Source organism: Pantoea sp. X-Soil-ISGK-285, assembly GCF_059730815.1.
On record NZ_AP035938.1, the window covers coordinates 3,772,159 to 3,792,061 of the forward strand.

Below are 19,903 nucleotides of genomic sequence, written 5' to 3' on the forward strand. Positions count from 1 at the left end.
GGTGATTTATGATTTATATAATTGTTCATGCCCTTGCTCCGATTTTTGTCATCATGCTTCTGGGTTTCTGGGCCGGTAAGGCCGGAATGGTCAACAACAAAGACGTCTCTCTGCTGAATATTTTCGTCATGGATTTTGCGCTGCCCGCCGCGCTGTTCAGTGCCACGGTACAAACGCCCTGGCCGGGCATCGTGGCGCAATGGCCGCTGATTGTGGTTATTACCGGCGCAATGTGGATTACCTATGGAGCTGTCTATTTCGCGGCTACAAAAGTTTTCAAAAAGTCACCGCAGGATGCGGCTGTGCTGACACTGACTGTGGCGCTGCCAAATTACGCCGCGCTGGGCCTGCCCATTCTGGCCAGCGTACTGGGTGAAAATGGCGCCACCTTGCTCTCGGTAGCGGTCTCCATCGCCTGTGGTTCAGTGCTGCTTACACCGCTTTGCCTGCTGATTCTGGAACGTGAAAAAGCGTTTGCCGACGGCACCGAACACGGTTCAACCCTGACCATGCTGCCGATTCTGATGTGGCGTTCAGTGAAAAAACCGATCGTACTGGGACCGTTGATTGGCGTGGTGTTATCAGCGCTGGGCGTTAAAATGCCTGATCTGGTGCTGGCTGCCATCAAACCGCTGGGTCTGGCTGCTACCGCCGCTGCACTCTTCCTGACCGGTGTCATCCTGTCGGCACGCAAACTGAAACTCAACGCGGTGGTGGGCGTCGGCACGGTAACTAAACTGCTGATTCAGCCCTTTATCGCCTGGGGTCTGGTACTTGCATTGGGTCTCAGCGGTCCGGTGGCAATTACCGCCATTCTGATGATTGCGCTCTCCGCCGGTTTCTTCGGGGTGGTGTTTGGCAACCGCTTTGGCGTGCAGTCGCCGGATGCAGAGGCTGTGCTGCTGCTCAGCTCTATTCTCTGTATTTTGTCATTACCGCTGTTCATTACGCTGACATCAGGAATGTAATATGAGCTCTGTACCGCGCCCCCACGATCTGCTCTGGCTGCGAGACGGCAACGCCTTAGCCGCCATCAGTGAGAGCTGGGTCAGTCAGTTCTGGCATCCCGGCCTTCCGGTCGTGGTGCGGCGCGACAGAAGCGAAACCGGGCTGATACCGGTGGGTGTGCGCGGCGAGCGCCGCGAACAGCGCGCCGCCGGATGGGTCAATGCAGCGGACATCGTTCGCGTTGTCACACCGGAGATGCTGGCGGCGCGTGCGCAGTTGCTTGCCTCGCCGTTCACCGCTTATGCGCCGGTCGGCGCGGCGATTGCCCTCAGTGAGCACGACTGGCCGTGGCGCTGGGGCATTACCGGCAGTACCGGTTACGCACTGGCAACTCAGCAACCCACGCTGCATGCCGCCAGCGATCTTGATTTAGTTATTCGCGCGCCAGAGCCGCTGGCGCGCGATGCGCTGCAACGCTGGCAGGCGCAAACCGACACGCTGGCCTGTCGGGTCGATACGCAGATAGAAACGCCGTCCGGCGCGTTTGCCCTCAGCGAATGGCTGCGTGAAGGCCGCGCGCTGGTTAAAACCGTTACCGGGCCGATACTGACCGCTTCACCCTGGAGCAGGGAGCTACAATGAAAATACTCTTTACCTTTCCCGGCCAGGGCACTCAGCGTGCCGGGATGTTACAGCACCTTCCCGACGGCGACGCCCTGTTAAACAGCGTGCGTGCAGTTCTGGGCGACGAGACTGACCAGCTCGACAGTGCCGATGCACTGCGCCACACGCGCGCCGTGCAGCTCAGTCTGCTGATTTGCGGTGTCGCCTGGGCGCGCGAGCTGATTCGCCGTGGGGTGAAACCCGATATCGTCAGCGGTCTGTCGATTGGCGCGTTTCCTGCTGCGGTGATTTCCGGCGCGCTGGATTTCAGTGATGCTCTGCGGCTGGTGGCACTGCGCGGCGATCTGATGGAGCAGGCTTATCCAGAGGGATATGGCCTGACCGCCATCACCGGCCTGACGCTGAGTCGTCTGGAGAAACTGCTGCCCGGCAGCAACACCTATATCGCCAACCTGAATGCGGAAACGCAGATTGTGATTGCTGGCCGCGACGAGGATATGGCGGTAGTCGCGCAGAAAGCGCTGGATGCCGGTGCCAGCAAAGCGATTAAACTCGCGGTGAGCGTGCCGTCGCACTGCGCGCTGCTGGATAAGCCCGCCTCAGAACTGGCGCGCGCGTTCGGGTCCGTCAGCCTTTCCCGTCCCCATTGCGCTTACCTCAGCGGTTCAACCGGACGCGTGATTTGGGAGCCGGAGAAGATTGCCGACGATCTTGCCTTTAATATGGCGCGTACGGTGCAGTGGAATGATGCGATGGTTTCAGCCAATCAGCGCGATGCCCGACTGGCGATTGAGATGCCGCCTGGCAATGTGCTGACCGGCCTGACGCTTCAGGCAGGCTGGCAGGGCGACGCGATTTGTCTGGAGCGCAACAGCGTTGAGGTTGCACTCCATCTGGTTAAACGGCTAAGTCAGTAAGGCTGCGGGCGTACATCCGCCCTTCTGCCGCCAGTGCCAGCAGGTCATTATCCCGTTCGCGGCGATGTGAGTAGACAATCGAGATCTGCTGACGCATCTGGTAAGGCTCAGCGAGCGTCAGCAGCTGAATGTTGTTTTCATACACCTTCTTCATCCGTCCCGGGATCAGTGCCAGGCCGACGCCCGCCTGCACCAGGCTTATCATCGAGAAGATGTCATTCACCTGGGTGACCATGCGCGGTTCAAATCCGGCTATCTGGAACGCCTCCTGCGAACCGGCATAGGTTGCAAACCCTTCAGCCAGGGAGACAAAATCACGGTCGGCATAATCACGCAGATCCACCGGACCGGCTCCGTCCCGCATCTCCCCGGCCGGTGTGGCCAGAAAGATCCTGTCTTCAAACAGCGGAATCACATCAAAATGCGCGTCGCTGAGTTCGCCGTCATCGGTGGCGATCAGAATCGCATCCAGCGCATCATCTTCCAGCATATTCAGCAGCATTTGATTGGAACCCATGGTCAGATCGAGCTCCAGCGTGGGCCGACGCAGCTTCATGCCCATGATCAGCCGGGGAATGGTCTCCAGCGTCAGGGAGTAGAGCGTGCCAAGTCGCAGACGCCCTCCGCCGATGCCTGCGACTTTGCGCGCCTCTTCAATGCCTTTGCCCATCAGGGTGGTCACATCGCGACAATAGTCCAGCAGTGTCCAGGCGGCAGGCAGCGGCACCAGGTTGCGGCCCTTGTGGATAAACAGCGGGCAGTCGATGCCCTCTTCCAGCGTATGCAGTGCGCGATGTACGCTGACGCTGCTCAGCGCCAGCGCTTCCGCCGTACGGGCGATATTGCCCTTGCTCATAAACATCATGAAGACGCTGAGTTTACGGAAGGTAATTTCCTGGTTGATGTTGTCACTCATTGCTGCTGTTGCCTGTAGGGTCATTTTGCTTTCCCGCATAGTAGCGATTCTCAGCCAGGGTGTAATGATCTGGCTCGCACAAGAGGCACTTACGGAGGCAGAGGCGATAAGAGGCTGAACCTTCTGAAAGAGGAGCGGGATAGACGGTGAGCAAAGAGAGCACAGGAGAGTGCGGCCGATCCCTCGGCCGCAAAGAAAGTCAGAAACCTGACTGCACGCGCCTTACAACCTTACTGGCGAGATATTCCAGATCTCATCAGCGTACTCCTGAATCGTACGGTCCGACGAGAAGTAGCCCATTCCGGCGATGTTTTTAGCCGCGCGGCGTTGCCACTCATCCGGTTTACGGTAGAGCGCATCCACTTTATCCTGGGTATCCACATAGCTGCGATAATCCGCCAGCAACTGGTAGTGATCGCCGAAGTTGACCAGTGAATCGAACAGATTGCGGTAGCGGCCCGGATCCTGCGGACTGAACAGACCGGAAGCAATCTGAGTCAGCACCTGATGCAGCTCTTCATCCTTTTCATAATAGTCACGCGGGTTATAGCCCCCTTTACGCAGGGCTTCGACCTGCGGCGTGGTATTACCGAAAATGAAGATGTTCTCTTCACCGACGTGATCCAGCATTTCAACGTTGGCCCCATCCAGCGTTCCGATGGTCAGCGCGCCATTCAGCGCAAACTTCATATTACTGGTGCCGGACGCTTCCGTCCCTGCGGTAGAGATCTGCTCAGAGAGATCGGCCGCCGGAATAATGATCTGCGCCAGGCTCACGCTGTAGTTCGGGATGAAGACCACTTTAAGTTTGTTCTTCACCTGCGGATCGTTGTTGATCACATTGGCGACATCGTTGATCAGATGAATGATGTGCTTGGCAACGTAGTAAGCCGATGCCGCTTTACCGGCAAAGATATTGACGCGTGGCACCCAATCCGCCTGGGGATCGGCCTTGATACGGTTGTATCGGGTGATCACATGCAGCACGTTGAGCAACTGGCGTTTGTACTCGTGAATGCGCTTGATCTGCACATCAAACAGCGCGTTCGGGTCGAGCACCACGTCCAGATTCTTCGCCACCCAGTCGGCCAGCCGACGCTTGTTCTGATACTTAGCGACCGCCACTTTTTCGATAAACGCCGGATAGTCGATCTGCGCCTTAAGCTCGCCCAGCTGGCTGAGATCGGTGCGCCAGTTGCGGCCAATCTCCTCATCCAGCACCTCTGACAGCGCCGGGTTCGCCAGCGCCAGCCAGCGGCGCGGCGTAACGCCATTGGTTTTGTTACAGAAGCGACCAGGGAACAGACGGGAGAAATCGGCAAACAGCGACTGTACCATCAGGTTGGAGTGCAGCTCCGAAACGCCGTTTACTTTGTGGCTGACCACCACCGCCAGCCAGCCCATGCGTATCCGGCGGCCATCGTTTTCGTCGATGATCGAAATGCGCGACAGCAGATCCAGGTCATCGGGATAGTGATCCTGAATGGTCTTAAGGAAGAAGTCGTTAATTTCAAAAATAATGCTGAGGTGACGCGGCAGGATCTTGCCGATCATATCAACCGGCCAGGTTTCCAGCGCTTCGGTCATCAGCGTATGGTTGGTGTAGGAGAAGACCTGACAGCAGACGTCAAAAGCGTTGTCCCAGCTGAATTTATGATCGTCGATCAGCAGGCGCATCAGTTCGGGGATCGCCAGCACCGGATGGGTATCATTCAGGTGAATAGCGATTTTATCCGCCAGGTTGTCCCAGGTCTGATGCATCCGCCAGTGACGATTCAGAATGTCCTGCACCGTCGCGGAGACCAGGAAATATTCCTGACGCAGGCGCAGCTCGCGGCCTGAGTAGGTCGAATCATCCGGATAGAGCACGCGCGACACGTTCTCGGAGTGGTTTTTATCTTCCACCGCCGCAAAGTAGTCGCCCTGGTTGAACTTGCCGAGGTTGATTTCGTTGCTGGCCTGCGCGCCCCACAGCCGTAAGGTGTTGGTAGCGTCGGTGTCAAAGCCCGGAATGATCTGGTCATAGGCCATCGCCAGGATCTCTTCGGTCTCCAGCCAGCGCACTTTCGCGCCTTCGTGCTGGACGCGGCCACCAAAGCGCACTTTGTAACGGGTATTGAAACGCTGGAATTCCCACGGATTACCATATTCAAGCCAGTAATCCGGCGACTCTTTCTGCTCACCTTCCACAATGTTCTGTTTGAACATGCCGTAATCATACCGGATGCCATAGCCACGGCCCGGCATGCCCAGCGTCGCCAGCGAGTCGAGGAAACAGGCCGCCAGGCGACCCAGACCACCGTTGCCCAGCCCCGGATCGTTTTCTTCTTCCATCAGCTCGGCCAGATCCAGTCCCATCTCATCCAGCGCCTGGTTGAGATCGTCATAAATCCCCATCGCCAGCAGCGCATTGCCCAGCGTGCGGCCCATCAGGAACTCCATCGACAGGTAATAGACCTGCCGGACATCCTGAGAAAGCTGAGCACGGCTGGAACGCAGCCAGCGCTCCACCATCCGGTCGCGCACCGCCAGCAGCGAGGCGTTAAGCCACTCATGCTTATTGGCGATAGAGGGATCTTTGCCGATGGTAAACATCAATTTATAGGCAATCGAATGCTTTAAGGCATCAACCGTCAACGTTGGTGAGGCGTAAGTGAAAGGTGCATTCATATCCAGTTTTCCCAATCCGTTACATCAAACGTTGGTAGAGATCACGGTAGGCTTGTGCTGCCACCTGCCAGCTAAAGTCCATCGCCATTGCCTGGCGCTGAACATAGCGCCAGAGCGAAGGACGGGACCACAACACAAACGCGCGCCGGATGGCCCGAAGCAGTGACCAGGCGTTGGCATCTTCAAAACTGAATCCACTGGCGATACCGTCGGCCAGATTCTCCAGTGAGCTGTCATTCACGGTATCGGCCAGCCCGCCGGTGCGGCGTACTAACGGCAACGTACCATACTTGAGGCCATAAAGTTGTGTCAGACCGCAGGGCTCAAAGCGACTCGGCACCACAATCACGTCCGCGCCGCCGACAATGCGGTGTGAGAACGCTTCGTGATAGCCGATCTGCACGCCGACGCTGCCCGGATGCTCTGCCGCCGCCGCCAGGAAGCCCTGCTGCAGTTCAGCATCGCCCTGGCCCAGCAGCACCAGTTGACCGCCCTGCGCCAGCAAGCCGGGCAGCGCCTCCAGCACCAGGTCCAGCCCTTTCTGTTTGGTCAGACGGCTGATCACGCAGAACACCGGCGCTTTATCATCCACCTTCAGTCCCATCGCCACCTGCAGCTGACGTTTGTTCTCCGCTTTCGCTTCCAGCGTGTCGCGGTTATAACGCGCGCTGAGCAGCAGATCGTGCGCCGGATCCCAGATAGAGGGATCAACGCCGTTGAGAATGCCGCTGAGACGGCCTTCACGCATCCGCTGTGCCAGCAGGGTTTCCATGCCGTAAGCATATTCGGCAGAAGTAATTTCATGGGCGTAAGTCGGGCTGACCGCCGTGATATGGTCGGCGTAAAAAAGTCCCGCTTTCAGGAAGGAGATCTGACCGAAGAACTCCAGCCCGTGCATGTTAAAGAACGACCATGGCAGGCCAATCTCTTCCATGTGGTGCGCCATGAACAGCCCCTGATACGCCAGGTTGTGCACGGTGAAGACCGATTTAGCCGGACGACCACGCGCTTCCAGATAGGCGCAGGTCAGGCCTGCATGCCAGTCATGGGCATGCACAATATCGGGACGCCACATCGCGTCCATGCCGCACGCCAGTTCACAGCCAACCCAGCCCAGCAGCGCAAAGCGCAGATAGTTGTCGACATACGCAAACTGCGATTCGTCATGGTAGGGACTACCGGGACGATCGTAGAGGCCGGGAGCATCAATCAAGTAGATTCCCACACCGTTAAATTCACCAAATAGCAGACGTACATGACCGGCAAATGTTTCTCGCTCTGTCACGACCTGGAGATCAGGTATGCCTTTGCGCAATGCGGGAAAAGCGGGCAGTAGTACCCGCGTATCCGTGCCGCCCGCAATTTGTGCCTGAGGTAATGCCCCGACTACATCAGCCAGTCCGCCCGTTTTTAGCAGCGGGAAAAGTTCCGAACAGACATGTAAAACCTGCATCCTCGACCTCATTAAGTTATCCGACACGCTCCGCGTGCCGATTGCGTAAGTTTCGCTTATCGCTTACAGCCCCGCTTTGGCCAGCCTGGCCAGCATGGCGCGGGTTACCAGTACGATGCCTTCATCCGAACGGTGAAACCGGCGACTGTCTTCATCCGGGTTTTCGCCAATGACCATGCCTTCCGGTAACTCGCAGGCACGATCAATGACGCAGCGACGCAGACGACACGATCGGCCCACTACCACATCAGGCAGCAGTACAGTTGAATCTATATTGCAAAAAGAGTTAACGCGTACCCGCGGGAACAGCACCGAATTGACCACCACTGAACCGGAGATGATGCAGCCCCCCGAGACCAGCGAGTTCATGGTCATCCCGTGACTGCCGGAACGATCCTGAACAAATTTGGCCGGCGGCAGCGGCTCCATGTGGGTACGAATCGGCCAGGTGACGTCATACATATCGAGTTCAGGCATCACCGATGCCAGGTCGAGATTGGCGCGCCAGTAGGCTTCCAGCGTCCCGACGTCGCGCCAGTAAGGCGGCGCATTGTCATCGTTCTGTACGCAGGAGAGCGCAAAGGAGTGCGCATAGCCTTCGCCGCTTGCCACGATTTTCGGCAGGATATCTTTGCCGAAGTCGTGGTTAGAGCCTGGCGTCTGCAGATCCTCTTCCAGCAGTTCATAGAGATAGTCTGCATTGAAAACGTAGATCCCCATGCTGGCGAGCGCCTGGGTGTCATCACCCGGCATGGTGGGCGGTTTCGCGGGTTTCTCCACGAAATCGATCACCATGTTCTCTTCGTCCACCGCCATCACGCCAAACGCCGTGGCTTCATGCACCGGCACCGGTAAACAGGCGATGGTACATTTCGCCTCGTTGACCACGTGATCCAGCAGCATGCGTGAGTAATCCATCTTATAAATGTGGTCCCCGGCGAGGATCACGATGTACTGCGCCTGATAGCGGCGAATCACATCAAGGTTTTGCGTCACGGCATCGGCCGTCCCGCGATACCACTGTTCGGTCGAAAATCGCTGCTGCGCTGGCAGCAAATCGACAAACTCATTCATCTCTTCATTGAAGATCGACCAGCCACGCTGGATGTGCTGAGTCAGGGTATGAGACTGATACTGAGTAATCACGCCAATCCGTCGGATACCGGAGTTGACGCAGTTGGAGAGGGCAAAGTCGATAATGCGGAACTTGCCGCCGAAATGCACCGCCGGTTTGGCACGTTTGGCCGTTAAATCGACCAGGCGCGTGCCGCGTCCGCCGGCGAGGATCAGAGCAACCGTCTGTGTAGGGAGCTGGCGGGCCAGCATCAGGTGATCTGTTCTATCTAACTTAACCATGTCTGACTCCTTATGATTGCTTTTGGAACACGCACACACCGTGTGCGGGACCATGCCAGACAGTTAGCAGGATGGGGTTGTCGTCCCCGGCGAAAGGAGGAAGGGCGCGCCATTCTCCGTCTGGTAACACGATGTCATTCACCGTATCCGTGGCGTTTATTGTTATTAACCAGCGGCCGGACAGCAGGATCTGCAATCTGTGCATCCCCTGTGCCCATTCATCGTGTTGCAGTGGCTGGCCACCGGCATTGAGCCACTGCACATTGCCGTCACCGTCCTGCCACCAGCGATCTGCGGTCAGCGCCGGAATGCGCTGGCGCAGCTCGATCAGTGCAGCGGTGAATCCGACTAATCCCTTCTCATCCGCCTGCCAGTCAAGCCAGCTCAGGGCGTTATCCTGACAGTAGGCGTTGTTATTGCCGCGCTGGGTGTGGCCGCGCTCATCGCCTGCCAGCAGCATCGGCGTGCCCTGTGACAGCAGCAGCGTCGTCAGCAGTGCCCGCACGCTGCGACGGCGACGTTCAATCACGTCGAAGCTGACGTTCAGCCCCTCTTTGCCGTGGTTGTGGCTGTAGTTATCGCCGTGACCATCACGGTTATCTTCCCCGTTCGCTTCGTTGTGTTTACGTTCGAAGCTCACCACATCCCACAGCGTAAAGCCGTCGTGGGCGGTGATCAGGTTAACCGTGGCGTGTGGCGACCGGTCATCATGCTGGTAGAGATCGCTGGAGGCGGCAAAGCGACGGACGAACTCGCCGTTGCTTATGTCGCCGTGCAGCCAGTAACGTCGCGCGGTGTCGCGAAACTGATCGTTCCATTCGGCAAACGGCGGCGGAAAACGACCAACCTGATAGCCGTCAGGGCCGATATCCCAGGGTTCAGCAATCAGCTTGACCTGAGAGAGCAGCGGACAGGCGCGTATCGCCGCAAAAAATGGCGCATCCCGCTGGTAATCCGGTGTGCGGCCCAGCACTGGCGCGAGGTCAAAGCGGAAGCCGTCGACGTGGCAGACCCGCACCCAGTAGCGCAGCGCCTCTAAAGCCCACGTCATCACCTGAGGATGATGAATATTCAGCGTGTTGCCGCAGCCGGTCCAGTTCTGATAATCGCCCTGCTCATCGAGCCAGTAGTAGCTGGCGTTGTCGATGCCGCGCATGGAGATCGTCGGGCCAATCTCATCGAGTTCAGCGGTGTGGTTGAACACCACATCCAGCAGCACTTCGATACCCGCGGCGTGCAGGTTTTTGACCGCCTGCTGAAACTCCTGCAACGGCGTCACGTCCGGCTGACCGGAGGCGTAACGGGGATCCACCGCCCAGAGCGCAAAGGGGTTATAGCCCCAGTAGTTGCTGAGGCCGAGCTGCAGCAGTCGCGGCTCGCTGGCGAAGTGCGCCACCGGCAGTAGCTCAAGGGTGGTAATCCCCAGACTGCGCAGGTAATTCACCATAACAGGATGACCGAGCGCCGCGTAAGTCCCGCGCAGCGTTTCCGGAATTTCCGGATGCTGCTGCGTCAGGCCGCGCACGTGGGCTTCGTAAATCACCGTGTTACCCCAGGGAATACCCGGTGCGACGTCGTCCTGCCAGTCAAAATCCTCCGCGACTACCCGTGACTTCGGCGCAATCGCCGCGTTGTCATGCGGATCGGGCTGCGCCTCGCCGCCATGAAACAGCGGGTCATCCGGTACATCGCCCTCAACCGCGCGGGCGCAGGGATCAACCAACAGCTTCGCCGGATTAAAACGGTGTCCCTGCTGCGGCGCCCAGGGACCATGCACCCGGTAGCCGTAGCGCTGTCCCGGTTTTAATGCCGGAACATAACCATGCCAGATATCCCCGCTGCGGCCAGGCAGGTCAAGACGCTGTTCTGCGCCCTGCTCATCAAACAGGCAGAGCTCTACGCGCCCGGCATGCTGTGAGAACAGGGTGAAGTTAACGCCTTTGCCATCGTAACTGGCACCCAGCGGTTCGGGATCTCCGGCAGTGATGGTCATTCAGCCTCCCGCACCAGCCATACCGTTGCCAGCGGCGGCAGATTGAGGCTCAGCGACTGCGGTCGCCCGTGGCTCTCCTGCTCATCGGTATGCACCCGATGGTTGCGCACGTCGCTGCCGTGATACTCATGCTGATCGGTGTTCAGCACTTCACGCCAGTAGCCAGGCTGGTTAACGCCAAAGCGATAGCCCGGACGCGGCACCGGCGTAAAGTTACTGACGACGATCACTTCGTTGCCTTCACGGTCACGACGGACAAAGGCGAAGACGGAGTGTTCCGCATCGTTTACCACCAGCCACTCAAAGCCTGCCGGATCGAAGTCGAGCTGATGCAGCGGCGTGTAGTACTGATAGGTGTGGTTGAGATCGCGCACCAGACGGTGAACGCCGTGGTGCCAGTTGTCGTCCCCTTCCAGCAGATGCCAGTCGAGGCTGACATCGTGGTTCCACTCGCGACCCTGGGCAAATTCGTTGCCCATAAACAGCAGTTTCTTGCCGGGGAAGCCCCACATCCAGCCGTAGTAAGCACGCAGGTTGGCGAACTTCTGCCATGCATCGCCCGGCATACGATCGAGAATCGAGCGCTTACCGTGCACCACTTCGTCATGCGACAGCGGCAGCACAAAGTTTTCGGTGTAGTTGTACATCATGCCGAAGCTCATCAGATCGTGATGGTGCTTACGGTAGATGGGATCGACCTTCATGTAGTCGAGGGTGTCGTGCATCCAGCCCAGATTCCATTTGAACCAGAAGCCCAGCCCGCCGTCTTCGGTGGGACGCGTCACGCCAGGGTAGTCTGTCGACTCTTCGGCCATGGTCACCGAACCGGATGCCACGGTGCCGAGCGTACGGTTGGTGTGACGCAGAAACTCAATCGCTTCCAGGTTTTCACGGCCGCCGTACTGATTCGGCACCCATTCCCCTTCGCTGCGGCTGTAGTCGCGGTAGATCATCGACGCCACTGCATCCACACGCAGGCCATCAATGCCAAAGCGCTCCGTCCAGTAGAGCGCATTGCCCGACAGGTAGTTGCTCACTTCCCGGCGACCAAAGTTGTAGATCAGGGTATTCCAGTCCTGGTGAAAGCCTTCACGCGGGTCGCTGTGCTCATAGAGCTCGGTGCCGTCGTACCTTGCCAGACCGAAATCGTCGCTGGGGAAGTGGCCCGGCACCCAGTCGAGCAGCACGTTGAGGCCCGCCTCATGGGCGGCGTCAATGAAGGCGCGGAACTCGTCACGGGTACCAAAACGTCGGGTCGGCGCATACATGCCCAGCGGCTGATAGCCCCAGCTGCCATCAAACGGATGTTCGTTGATCGGCAGCAGTTCGATATGGGTAAAGCCCATCTCTTTGACGTAGGGCACCAGCTGTTCAGCCAGCTCTTTATAGCTCAGCCAGAAGTTGTTGTCGGTGTGACGACGCCAGGAGCCCAGATGCACTTCATAGATGGAGATCGGCGCGTCAAAAGCGTTGGCTGCCTTGCGCTCTGCTTTCATCTCAACAGGCTCTGGCAGACCACAGATCATCGACGCAGTTTGCGGACGCATCTGCGCCTCAAAGGCGTACGGGTCCGCTTTGATGCGCAGTTCCCCATTGGCGTCGATGATTTCATACTTGTAGAGCTGGCCGTTGACCGCGCCCGGTACAAACAGCTCCCAGATGCCCAGCTCCTGACGCAGACGCATCGGATGACGGCGGCCATCCCAGAAGTTGAAATCGCCAACCACTGACACGCGACGGGCGTTGGGTGCCCAGACGCAGAAGCGGGTGCCGAAGACGCCATCAATGACGTCACCGTGCGCGCCCAGCGTCTCATAAGGGCGCAGGTGCGTCCCTTCTGCCAGCAGCCACAGATCCATCTCCTGCAGCAGCGGACCAAAGCGATAGGCATCGTCTACCAGGTTTTGCTGGCCGTGCCAGTTCACCGCCAGCTGATAGCGGAACGGGTTTTTGCGGCGTGGAATAACGCCACTGAAGAAGCCACGTGCATCTTCACACACCAGCTGAGCCAGTTTGCGCCCGGTGGAGGTTTCAATGACCCACACTTCAAGCGCTTCGGGAAGCAATGCCCTGACTTCAAGGCCTTGCTGAGTTCGGTGCATCCCTAGTAACGAAAAAGGGTCGGCATAATTACCCGCAAACAGGGCATTGATCGCATCGCGATCGGGAAGCTCTGACATGACTTTCTTCCTGTGATAATTGGCAGCCGAAATGAACGCGACACAGCCTGTCGCGGTTCACCTGCGCTGCTCTTCATTGAGCCATACGTACAACGACAAAGAAGTCAGGCCATTCCGTGGGAAAAGTGTTTTTGCCGTGTACCACAACCATTTAATCCGGAAAGCACAAGAGTTACCTGTGGCACATCATGGTTAAATCATAGCTTGGTCACGGCACTTGCCATGGACTAAAGCAAAATAATCTTTACCGACCGGCAAAAAAGGGAAGTTGATCACTGAGTAAGCGAAACGGCAGATTGTTTCGTGTACGACAAAAACAAAAAAGGCCGGATAAATCCGGCCTTTGGCGATGTTTTCTGTTTAGCTGGTTAACAACCGCAGCATGCGACGTAGCGGTTCGGCTGCGCCCCATAACAGCTGGTCGCCCACCGTGAAGGCGGAGAGATATTCCGGCCCCATATTCAGTTTACGCAACCGGCCAACCGGCGTGGTCAGCGTACCGGTGACAGCGGCAGGCGTCAGTTCACGCATCGTCAGTTCGCGGTCATTCGGCACCACTTTGACCCACTCATTGTGAGAGGCCAGCAGCTGCTCAATTTCAGCCAGCGGCAGGTCGCGTTTCAGCTTCAGCGTAAAGGCCTGGCTGTGGCAGCGCAGTGCCCCGACGCGCACGCACAATCCATCCACCGGAATGACGTTACGGGTGGCGAGGATCTTGTTGGTCTCAGCCTGGCCTTTCCACTCTTCGCGGCTCTGACCGTTTTCCAGCTGTTTGTCGATCCACGGGATCAGGCTGCCCGCCAGCGGCACACCGAAGTTATCGGTCGGCAGAGTGCCGGAACGGGTGAAGTCGGTCACGCTACGCTCGATGTCGAGGATGGCGGAGGCCGGGTTCTGCAGCGCAGGCGCAACGTGATCGTGCAGCATGCCCATCTGGGTCAGTAGTTCACGCATGTGGCGCGCGCCGCCGCCAGAGGCCGCCTGATAGGTGGCAACCGAAGCCCACTCCACCAGGTCCTGAGCAAACAGGCCGCCCAGCGACATCAGCATCAGGCTGACGGTACAGTTACCGCCGACAAAGGTTTTGATCCCACTGTCGATGCCCTGGCGAATCACCGCATGGTTGACCGGATCGAGGATGATGATGGCATCATCTTTCATGCGCAGCGTGGAGGCCGCATCAATCCAGTATCCCTGCCAGCCGCTGGCGCGCAGCTTTGGATAGACGTCACTGGTGTAGTCGCCGCCCTGGCAGGTAATAATGATATCCAGCGCCCGCAGCGCCTCAATATCAAACGCATCCTGCAGTGTGCCCTGCTGTTTGCCCGCAAATGCGGGTGCCGCCTGACCATGCTGCGACGTCGAGAAGAAGACCGGATTGATTGCATCAAAATCACGCTCTTCACTCATGCGGGACATCAGCACAGAGCCGACCATACCGCGCCAACCAACAAAACCTACATTCTTCATGTCGTGTCCGTCTAAGGCAGTTACACCTGCTTTTCATTTCAGAGGAGAGAGCGGCGTGCTATTTTCACGCCGCTCTGCGTAATAATAAGATTTACCTGTGTCCCTTCACTCTACAAAATGCAGGCCGGGTAGCAAGTGAATTAATTCGATTACGCTAACTTTTTCAGCAGCGTAACTAATAACTCCGCTTTTTCGTGAACAACATGGCGTAAAACCGATGACTGAAATGATTTCAGCGACAATATTATTGTTGTTAATTATGGATCCGCTGGGCAATCTGCCGATTTTTATGTCGGTTTTAAAGCATCTGGAGCCGAAACGGCGGCGAGTGGTGCTGATCCGTGAAATGTTGATTGCCCTGATCATCATGCTGCTGTTCCTGTTTACCGGCGAACGCATCCTGGCATTTTTGAATCTGCGTACTGAAACGGTGTCGATTTCCGGCGGGATCATCCTGTTTCTTATCGCCATTAAAATGATTTTCCCGTCGGCGGAAAGCAGCAGTTCTGGTTTACCGGCGGGTGAAGAGCCCTTCCTGGTGCCGCTGGCGATCCCACTGGTAGCCGGGCCATCGCTGCTGGCGACGCTGATGCTGCTGTCGCATCAATATCCGCATCAGATGTCGCACCTGGTCGGCGCGCTGCTGATCGCATGGGGCGTGACGGTGGGTATTCTGCTGATGTCAGGTCTGTTCCTGCGGCTGCTGGGCGATAAAGGCGTGAATGCGCTGGAGCGGCTGATGGGATTAATACTGATTATGCTGGCAACTCAGATGTTCCTGGACGGCATTCGGGCTTATCTGAAGTTATAAGCGCACCTTTGTCCTTTTGCCCTGACAGGCTGGCAGGCAGCCGCATTAATTCAGCCTGTTTATCACAAAGTTACGGCATTGAAATGAACAATATTATTTATATAATGCTGTAAAAAAGGAGATATCTATGGCGGGCAGTATCGAAAATTATGCCGGGACAGGCGTCTTTATTTTCGTTGAGCGGCTTTACAGCAGGGATGCGCCGAACTGGCACGGTGTTGGCGCCTCCATGGTGCAGATTCACAAAATGGTTTACCAACTTTATCATAAGCAAGATGTTTATCTGGAAGGCAAGAAGATCGAACCCGACAGCGCGACGGTTTGGCAGCGTTTAAAAATCCTGTTTGGCGCGGATTTGGTGCAGAAAAATGCAGCCGATAACAGTACCTGCTTTTCTCTCGACTATGCAGGTTCCCGCTTTGTCACTACGCCTTTCTCAGGCATTGATTCAAAAAAAATCCCGGATTTTTTGACCAGAGAATATACCCTGCCTGGCCGCAACGTGCTGGCCTTTGGCAGCGATCCCTTTCCGCATGTCAGCCTTTATGGCCGTTCAGATGCCCGCTTTGTGATGGCGGAGGGTGGTAAAGGTGACCCGACCGCCGCCGCGAAATACGATGCAAAAAGTAAACAGCTGGTGATGGTGGACCCCGGAAAAGAGCTGCCGCAGCTGATGCAGCGTCTGAAAACCCGGAGGGAAATGCAATGAGGTTGTTATTACCCTTTTTTTTCGGTGCGCTCTATCTGATAACAGGTTACTTCTCCCTTCAGGAAGTGCTGCAGTATGCCAACGGCGGCCATTCAGGAGTGATCACCGATATGCGCAGTTATCTGGTTGCCCCGCTACTCTGCGCGTTGCTCTGGCTGCTGGTTTATCTGGTAGCCTGGTGGGGTTTCAGAAAAATTGCCTTTCTGTCCGCGGCTAAAGAAACAGCCTTTCAGGCACTATTCTTTCTGGCAAATATACTCTGTTTGGCTGGACTGACCGTATTATCCGTCTCGGGCCGGAAAGCGGCATTGAATGACGTGCAGCTGATACAAGTTGACGTCACTGATTTTGCCTGGGTTTACTTACTTGCCGCCGCCATTACGCTGGTTGTTTTTGCTGTGATAAGAAGAAAATGGGCATGAACAGGCTGCTGCAGATTATCAAAAGCTGTCTGCTGAGCACGTTTAACTATGAGGGGCGTGAAGGAAGGACGAGCTATTTTATTTTCCTGCTGTTTCAGCTGGTCTGGTTCTGCAGTTATCTGCAATGGTTTACCGGGCCACAACATGAAATAGGCTTAATCGCGCTGCTGCTGTTTATTTTGCCTGTTTTTTCCTGTGGGGTGAGGAGAATAAATGACTCTGGCTATTCACGCGGCATCATTGTTCTTTTGGTAGTGGCGCCTTATCTGCTGTTCCCTTTTTTACTCTTCCCCCGCTCGCGGGAAAAAAACCTGACGGGCCGATAGCCCGTCGGGTTGGTCAGGAAAGCAGTTCGAAAGCAATCATACCTACGATAGCCCCGGTAGTGCCGAGAATAGTTTCCATCAGTGTCCAGGTCTTCAGCGTTTCCGCTTCGCTGGCCCCGGTGAAGCGACCAAACAGCCAGAACCCAGCATCGTTTACATGGCTGATAATGATTGAGCCACCGCCGATGCAGATCGACAGCGCCGCCAGCTGAGCGCCGCTGTAGTGCAGCGGTTCAATCACCGGCATGATTAAGCCCACCGTGGTCAGACAGGCGACCGTTGCCGATCCCTGAATCACCCGCACCGCACCTGACAGGATAAAGCAGGCCAGCGCAATCGGCAGTCCTGCGCCGGTCAGCGCATTGCCTAGCACCGGACCCACGCCGGAGTCCACCAGCACCTGCTTAAACACGCCGCCCGCGCCAATCACCAGCAGGATAATCCCGGCCGGTTGCAGCGCGCTGCCACACACCTGCATTACCCGCTCTTTATCCATACCCTGACGGTAAGCCAGGCCATAAATCGCCACCAGCAGCGCCAGCAGGATTGCGGTGAAAGGATGGCCGATAAATTCCAGCCACTCATACAGGGTGGTGCCTTCGGTCGTGAAGCGTGCGCCGATGGTTTTCAGGCCAACCAGCACCAGCGGAAACAGAATCAGTGAGAGGCTGAAGCCAAACGACGGCAGCTTGCTCTCATCGACATCCGGTTGATGATCTTCCGGCGGCGCGCTGAACGAGACGTGGTTGCCAATGAAGTTGCCAAACAGTGGCCCGGCAATCAGCATGCCCGGGATCGCCGCACAGAGACCCAGCAGGATCATCCAGCCAAAGTCTGCGTGCATCTGCGAGGCCAGCAGCATCGGGGCCGGTCCGGGCAGCAGAAACGCCGCCGCTGCGGCCACACCAGCAAACAGCGGGATCACCAGCTTCACCAGATTGCCGCCGGTACGCCGTGCCACCGCAAAAGCGATGCTGATCAACAGCACGACTGCCACCTCAAAAAAGAGCGGCAGCGCGCAGATCAGACCGGCAATGCCCATCGCATAATGGGCACGGCTCTGACCAAAGGTTTTCAGCATCCGGATGGCGATCTGATCAACTGCGCCGGTTTCATGCAGGATTTTGCCGAACATCGCGCCCAGCGCGACCACAATCGCGAGGAAGCCGAGCGTGCCGCCCATCCCCTTCTGCATGGTTTCAGCGATTTGATTCAGTGGCATGCCGGAGAACAGCCCGGCACCGATGGACACTAACATCAATGCGACGAAGGCGTGCATACGGGCCTTCATCACCAGGAAAAGCAGCAGCAGGACGGAGCCTGCTGCGGTCAAAACGAGTGTTGCGGTATTCATCTCTAACCCTGGCTGATAGCGTCCTGGATAGTCGCAACCGTAGCTGCCACCACATCGTCCAGTGAATGCGCGATATCCACCACCAGTACATCCGGCTCATCGCTGCCTGGCTCTTCCAGCGTCGCAAACTGCGTCACCAGCATCTGCGGCTTGAAGAAGTGGCCTTTACGCGCTTTCAGGCGGGCTTCGATGGTGTCGAAATCGCCTTTCAGGTAGACGAAACGCAGGTTGTCATTTCCCTGACGCAGGATGTCGCGATAACTTTTCTTCAGGGCTGAACAGACAATCACGGAAATCGCCTGGGTGCGCTGCATGGCAAACGCGGCGTCGTTCAGTGCCTGTAACCACGGCTGGCGATCGCTGTCATCCAGCGGATGACCATCGGCCATCTTCAGGATGTTGGCGCGGGGGTGGAGAAAATCACCGTCAAGAAAGGCTGTATTCAGCTGGTGAGAGACCTGATTGGCGACGGCAGACTTTCCGCTGCCTGAAACGCCCATCAGGATAAAAACGTGATGCGACGGGGATTGCGTTGTCATTTTTCTGCTCCGGCAGGTGAGAATTTGCCAATGTTACCGATAACAATGTCGTTTCTCATTCTCCTGGCCGCTTAACAGCCTGGCAACCTTTTTACCAGGAAATGCATGAAAGTGTGAGCTGACTCATAAAAACGCCACAATCAGATGCTGCCACCTTCACTGATCTCAAAACCGACATCCAGCGGCTGGCAGGTGCTGGTTTCTCCGGCAATGCGCGCCAGCAGCAGCGCCGCGGCTTCGCGCCCCATGCGGTCGCGTGGCGTCAGCACTGTCGCCAGTTGTGGCGTGACAACCTGACTGATGTCATGGCCGTGGAAACCGGCTATCGCCATCTGAGAGGGCACCTGCAATCCCTGACGCTGGCACTCAAACATCGCGCCGACCGCCAGATCATCATTGGTACAGAACAGGCTATCTGTTTCAGGATAGAGACGTTGCGCCTCACGCAGCAGATCACAACCGGCGCTGAATGAAGAGGCATCTTCCATCATCACACTGCGTGGCGTCAGCCCCGCTTCGCGCATCGCGATTTCGTAACCGCGCTGCTTCTGCAGCGTACGTTCATCCAGGCGTGCGCCGAGGTAGACGGTATGACGATGACCTTTGCTGAGGATTGCCTGCGTCATCTGCCGGGCCGCTTCAACGTTATCAAAGCCTACCGCCATATCCAGGCAGGGCGTGACGCTGTCCATCACCTCAATCACCGGGATACCGGCCACTTCCAGCATGCGCAGCGTGCCTGGTGTATGAGTGCGTTCGGTGAGGATAACCCCATCAATGTTCCAGCCCAGCAGCGAGCGCAGTTGCAGCTCCTCTTTTTGCGGGTTGTAACCAAAGTGGGCGACCAGCGTCTGATAGTTGGCTTCGTCGGTGACGGCTTCGATGCCGCGCAATACGTCAGCAAAAACCTGGTTTGTGAGTGACGGCAGCAGTACGCCAATGGCGCGGCTGGTGGCGTTAGAAAGCATATCGGGGGCGCGATTGGGGATATAACCCAGCTCATCCAGTGCCACCGCAATCTTATCCCGCAGGGCAACGGAGACCTGCTCTGGATTACGCAGGTAACGGCTGACGGTCATTTTAGTAATGCCGACGCGATCGGCAACGTCCTGTAATACCGGTCTTTTCTTCTTCATCGTAGCGCCTGGGATCGCCCTTAAAGCTAAAGTACGATGAGTCTATCACTTTTCTGTCACAAAATTGCCAACCGGGCGC

Annotated in this window: 17 protein-coding genes; 7 read left to right on the forward strand and 10 right to left on the reverse strand. The window is 57.0% G+C overall.

The genetic code is table 11. The features are described from left to right. Nucleotides 1-8 precede the first annotated feature (8 nt). Genes AC6I8B_RS17865 through mdcH form a run of 3 tightly spaced genes read left to right on the forward strand, consistent with a single transcriptional unit; the run spans nucleotide 9 to nucleotide 2,489 of the window. Complete coding sequence (locus AC6I8B_RS17865; protein WP_497817532.1) at nucleotides 9-968, forward strand: AEC family transporter; 960 nt, start codon at nucleotides 9-11, stop codon at nucleotides 966-968. A 1-nt stretch (nucleotide 969) separates the two neighbouring features. Continuing rightward, nucleotides 970-1,590 carry a malonate decarboxylase holo-ACP synthase gene (locus tag AC6I8B_RS17870; RefSeq protein WP_010671544.1) on the forward strand — a complete coding sequence of 207 codons (621 nt, stop codon included), beginning with the start codon at nucleotides 970-972 and terminating at the stop codon, nucleotides 1,588-1,590. Then, nucleotides 1,587-2,489, forward strand: coding sequence for a malonate decarboxylase subunit epsilon (gene mdcH, locus AC6I8B_RS17875; protein ID WP_157353898.1), 903 nt, complete (start codon nucleotides 1,587-1,589; stop codon nucleotides 2,487-2,489). The genes AC6I8B_RS17870 and mdcH overlap by 4 nt, the downstream gene beginning before the upstream one ends. On the opposite strand, the gene AC6I8B_RS17880 is transcribed toward mdcH, so the two are convergent. From AC6I8B_RS17880 to asd, 7 genes are all read right to left on the reverse strand, one after another. Then, nucleotides 2,470-3,405, reverse strand: coding sequence for a LysR family transcriptional regulator (locus tag AC6I8B_RS17880; protein ID WP_157354000.1), 936 nt, complete (start codon nucleotides 3,403-3,405; stop codon nucleotides 2,470-2,472). The two genes, mdcH and AC6I8B_RS17880, sit on opposite strands and share 20 nt — an antisense overlap. A gap of 222 nt (nucleotides 3,406-3,627) precedes the next feature. Next, a complete protein-coding gene (gene glgP, locus AC6I8B_RS17885; RefSeq protein WP_010253240.1) occupies nucleotides 3,628-6,075 on the reverse strand; it encodes a glycogen phosphorylase in 2,448 nt (815 codons plus the stop codon). A 19-nt stretch (nucleotides 6,076-6,094) separates the two neighbouring features. After that, the gene (gene glgA / locus AC6I8B_RS17890) at nucleotides 6,095-7,528 is read right to left on the reverse strand and encodes a glycogen synthase GlgA (RefSeq protein WP_010253243.1); all 1,434 of its coding nucleotides are present in this window, start codon (nucleotides 7,526-7,528) and stop codon (nucleotides 6,095-6,097) included. A gap of 63 nt (nucleotides 7,529-7,591) precedes the next feature. Then, the gene (gene glgC / locus AC6I8B_RS17895; protein WP_010253246.1) at nucleotides 7,592-8,884 is read right to left on the reverse strand and encodes a glucose-1-phosphate adenylyltransferase; all 1,293 of its coding nucleotides are present in this window, start codon (nucleotides 8,882-8,884) and stop codon (nucleotides 7,592-7,594) included. Nucleotides 8,885-8,894: 10 nt separating this feature from the next. Beyond that, a complete protein-coding gene (glgX, locus tag AC6I8B_RS17900; RefSeq protein ID WP_157353901.1) occupies nucleotides 8,895-10,877 on the reverse strand; it encodes a glycogen debranching protein GlgX in 1,983 nt (660 codons plus the stop codon). Next, nucleotides 10,874-13,057, reverse strand: a complete 2,184-nt coding sequence (gene glgB / locus AC6I8B_RS17905; RefSeq protein ID WP_010253252.1) for a 1,4-alpha-glucan branching enzyme — start codon at nucleotides 13,055-13,057, stop codon at nucleotides 10,874-10,876. Before glgB ends, glgX begins: the two co-directional genes overlap by 4 nt. A gap of 360 nt (nucleotides 13,058-13,417) precedes the next feature. Further along, nucleotides 13,418-14,527, reverse strand: coding sequence for an aspartate-semialdehyde dehydrogenase (gene asd / locus AC6I8B_RS17910; protein ID WP_010671542.1), 1,110 nt, complete (start codon nucleotides 14,525-14,527; stop codon nucleotides 13,418-13,420). A gap of 217 nt (nucleotides 14,528-14,744) precedes the next feature. Between asd and AC6I8B_RS17915 the strand changes: the two genes are divergently transcribed. The 4 genes from AC6I8B_RS17915 to AC6I8B_RS17930 all read left to right on the forward strand — a co-directional run bounded on the left by AC6I8B_RS17915 (nucleotide 14,745) and on the right by AC6I8B_RS17930 (nucleotide 16,795). After that, nucleotides 14,745-15,338, forward strand: coding sequence for a YhgN family NAAT transporter (locus AC6I8B_RS17915; RefSeq protein ID WP_003853054.1), 594 nt, complete (start codon nucleotides 14,745-14,747; stop codon nucleotides 15,336-15,338). A gap of 229 nt (nucleotides 15,339-15,567) precedes the next feature. Next, nucleotides 15,568-16,047, forward strand: coding sequence for a hypothetical protein (locus AC6I8B_RS17920; protein ID WP_232526499.1), 480 nt, complete (start codon nucleotides 15,568-15,570; stop codon nucleotides 16,045-16,047). Next, nucleotides 16,044-16,469, forward strand: a complete 426-nt coding sequence (locus AC6I8B_RS17925; protein ID WP_157353906.1) for a hypothetical protein — start codon at nucleotides 16,044-16,046, stop codon at nucleotides 16,467-16,469. The genes AC6I8B_RS17920 and AC6I8B_RS17925 overlap by 4 nt, the downstream gene beginning before the upstream one ends. Next, nucleotides 16,466-16,795, forward strand: a complete 330-nt coding sequence (locus AC6I8B_RS17930) for a DUF805 domain-containing protein (protein WP_081113823.1) — start codon at nucleotides 16,466-16,468, stop codon at nucleotides 16,793-16,795. Before AC6I8B_RS17925 ends, AC6I8B_RS17930 begins: the two co-directional genes overlap by 4 nt. Before the next feature lie 13 nt (nucleotides 16,796-16,808). On the opposite strand, the gene gntU is transcribed toward AC6I8B_RS17930, so the two are convergent. The 3 genes from gntU to gntR form a co-directional block, all read right to left on the reverse strand. Further along, entirely contained in the window at nucleotides 16,809-18,149 is a 1,341-nt protein-coding gene (gene gntU, locus AC6I8B_RS17935; RefSeq protein WP_010671538.1) for a gluconate transporter, read from the reverse strand. A 2-nt stretch (nucleotides 18,150-18,151) separates the two neighbouring features. Continuing rightward, the gene (gntK, locus tag AC6I8B_RS17940) at nucleotides 18,152-18,688 is read right to left on the reverse strand and encodes a gluconokinase (RefSeq protein WP_157353909.1); all 537 of its coding nucleotides are present in this window, start codon (nucleotides 18,686-18,688) and stop codon (nucleotides 18,152-18,154) included. A 140-nt stretch (nucleotides 18,689-18,828) separates the two neighbouring features. Continuing rightward, the gene (gntR, locus tag AC6I8B_RS17945) at nucleotides 18,829-19,824 is read right to left on the reverse strand and encodes a gluconate operon transcriptional repressor GntR (RefSeq protein ID WP_010253274.1); all 996 of its coding nucleotides are present in this window, start codon (nucleotides 19,822-19,824) and stop codon (nucleotides 18,829-18,831) included. Between the last annotated feature and the right edge of the window lie 79 nt (nucleotides 19,825-19,903).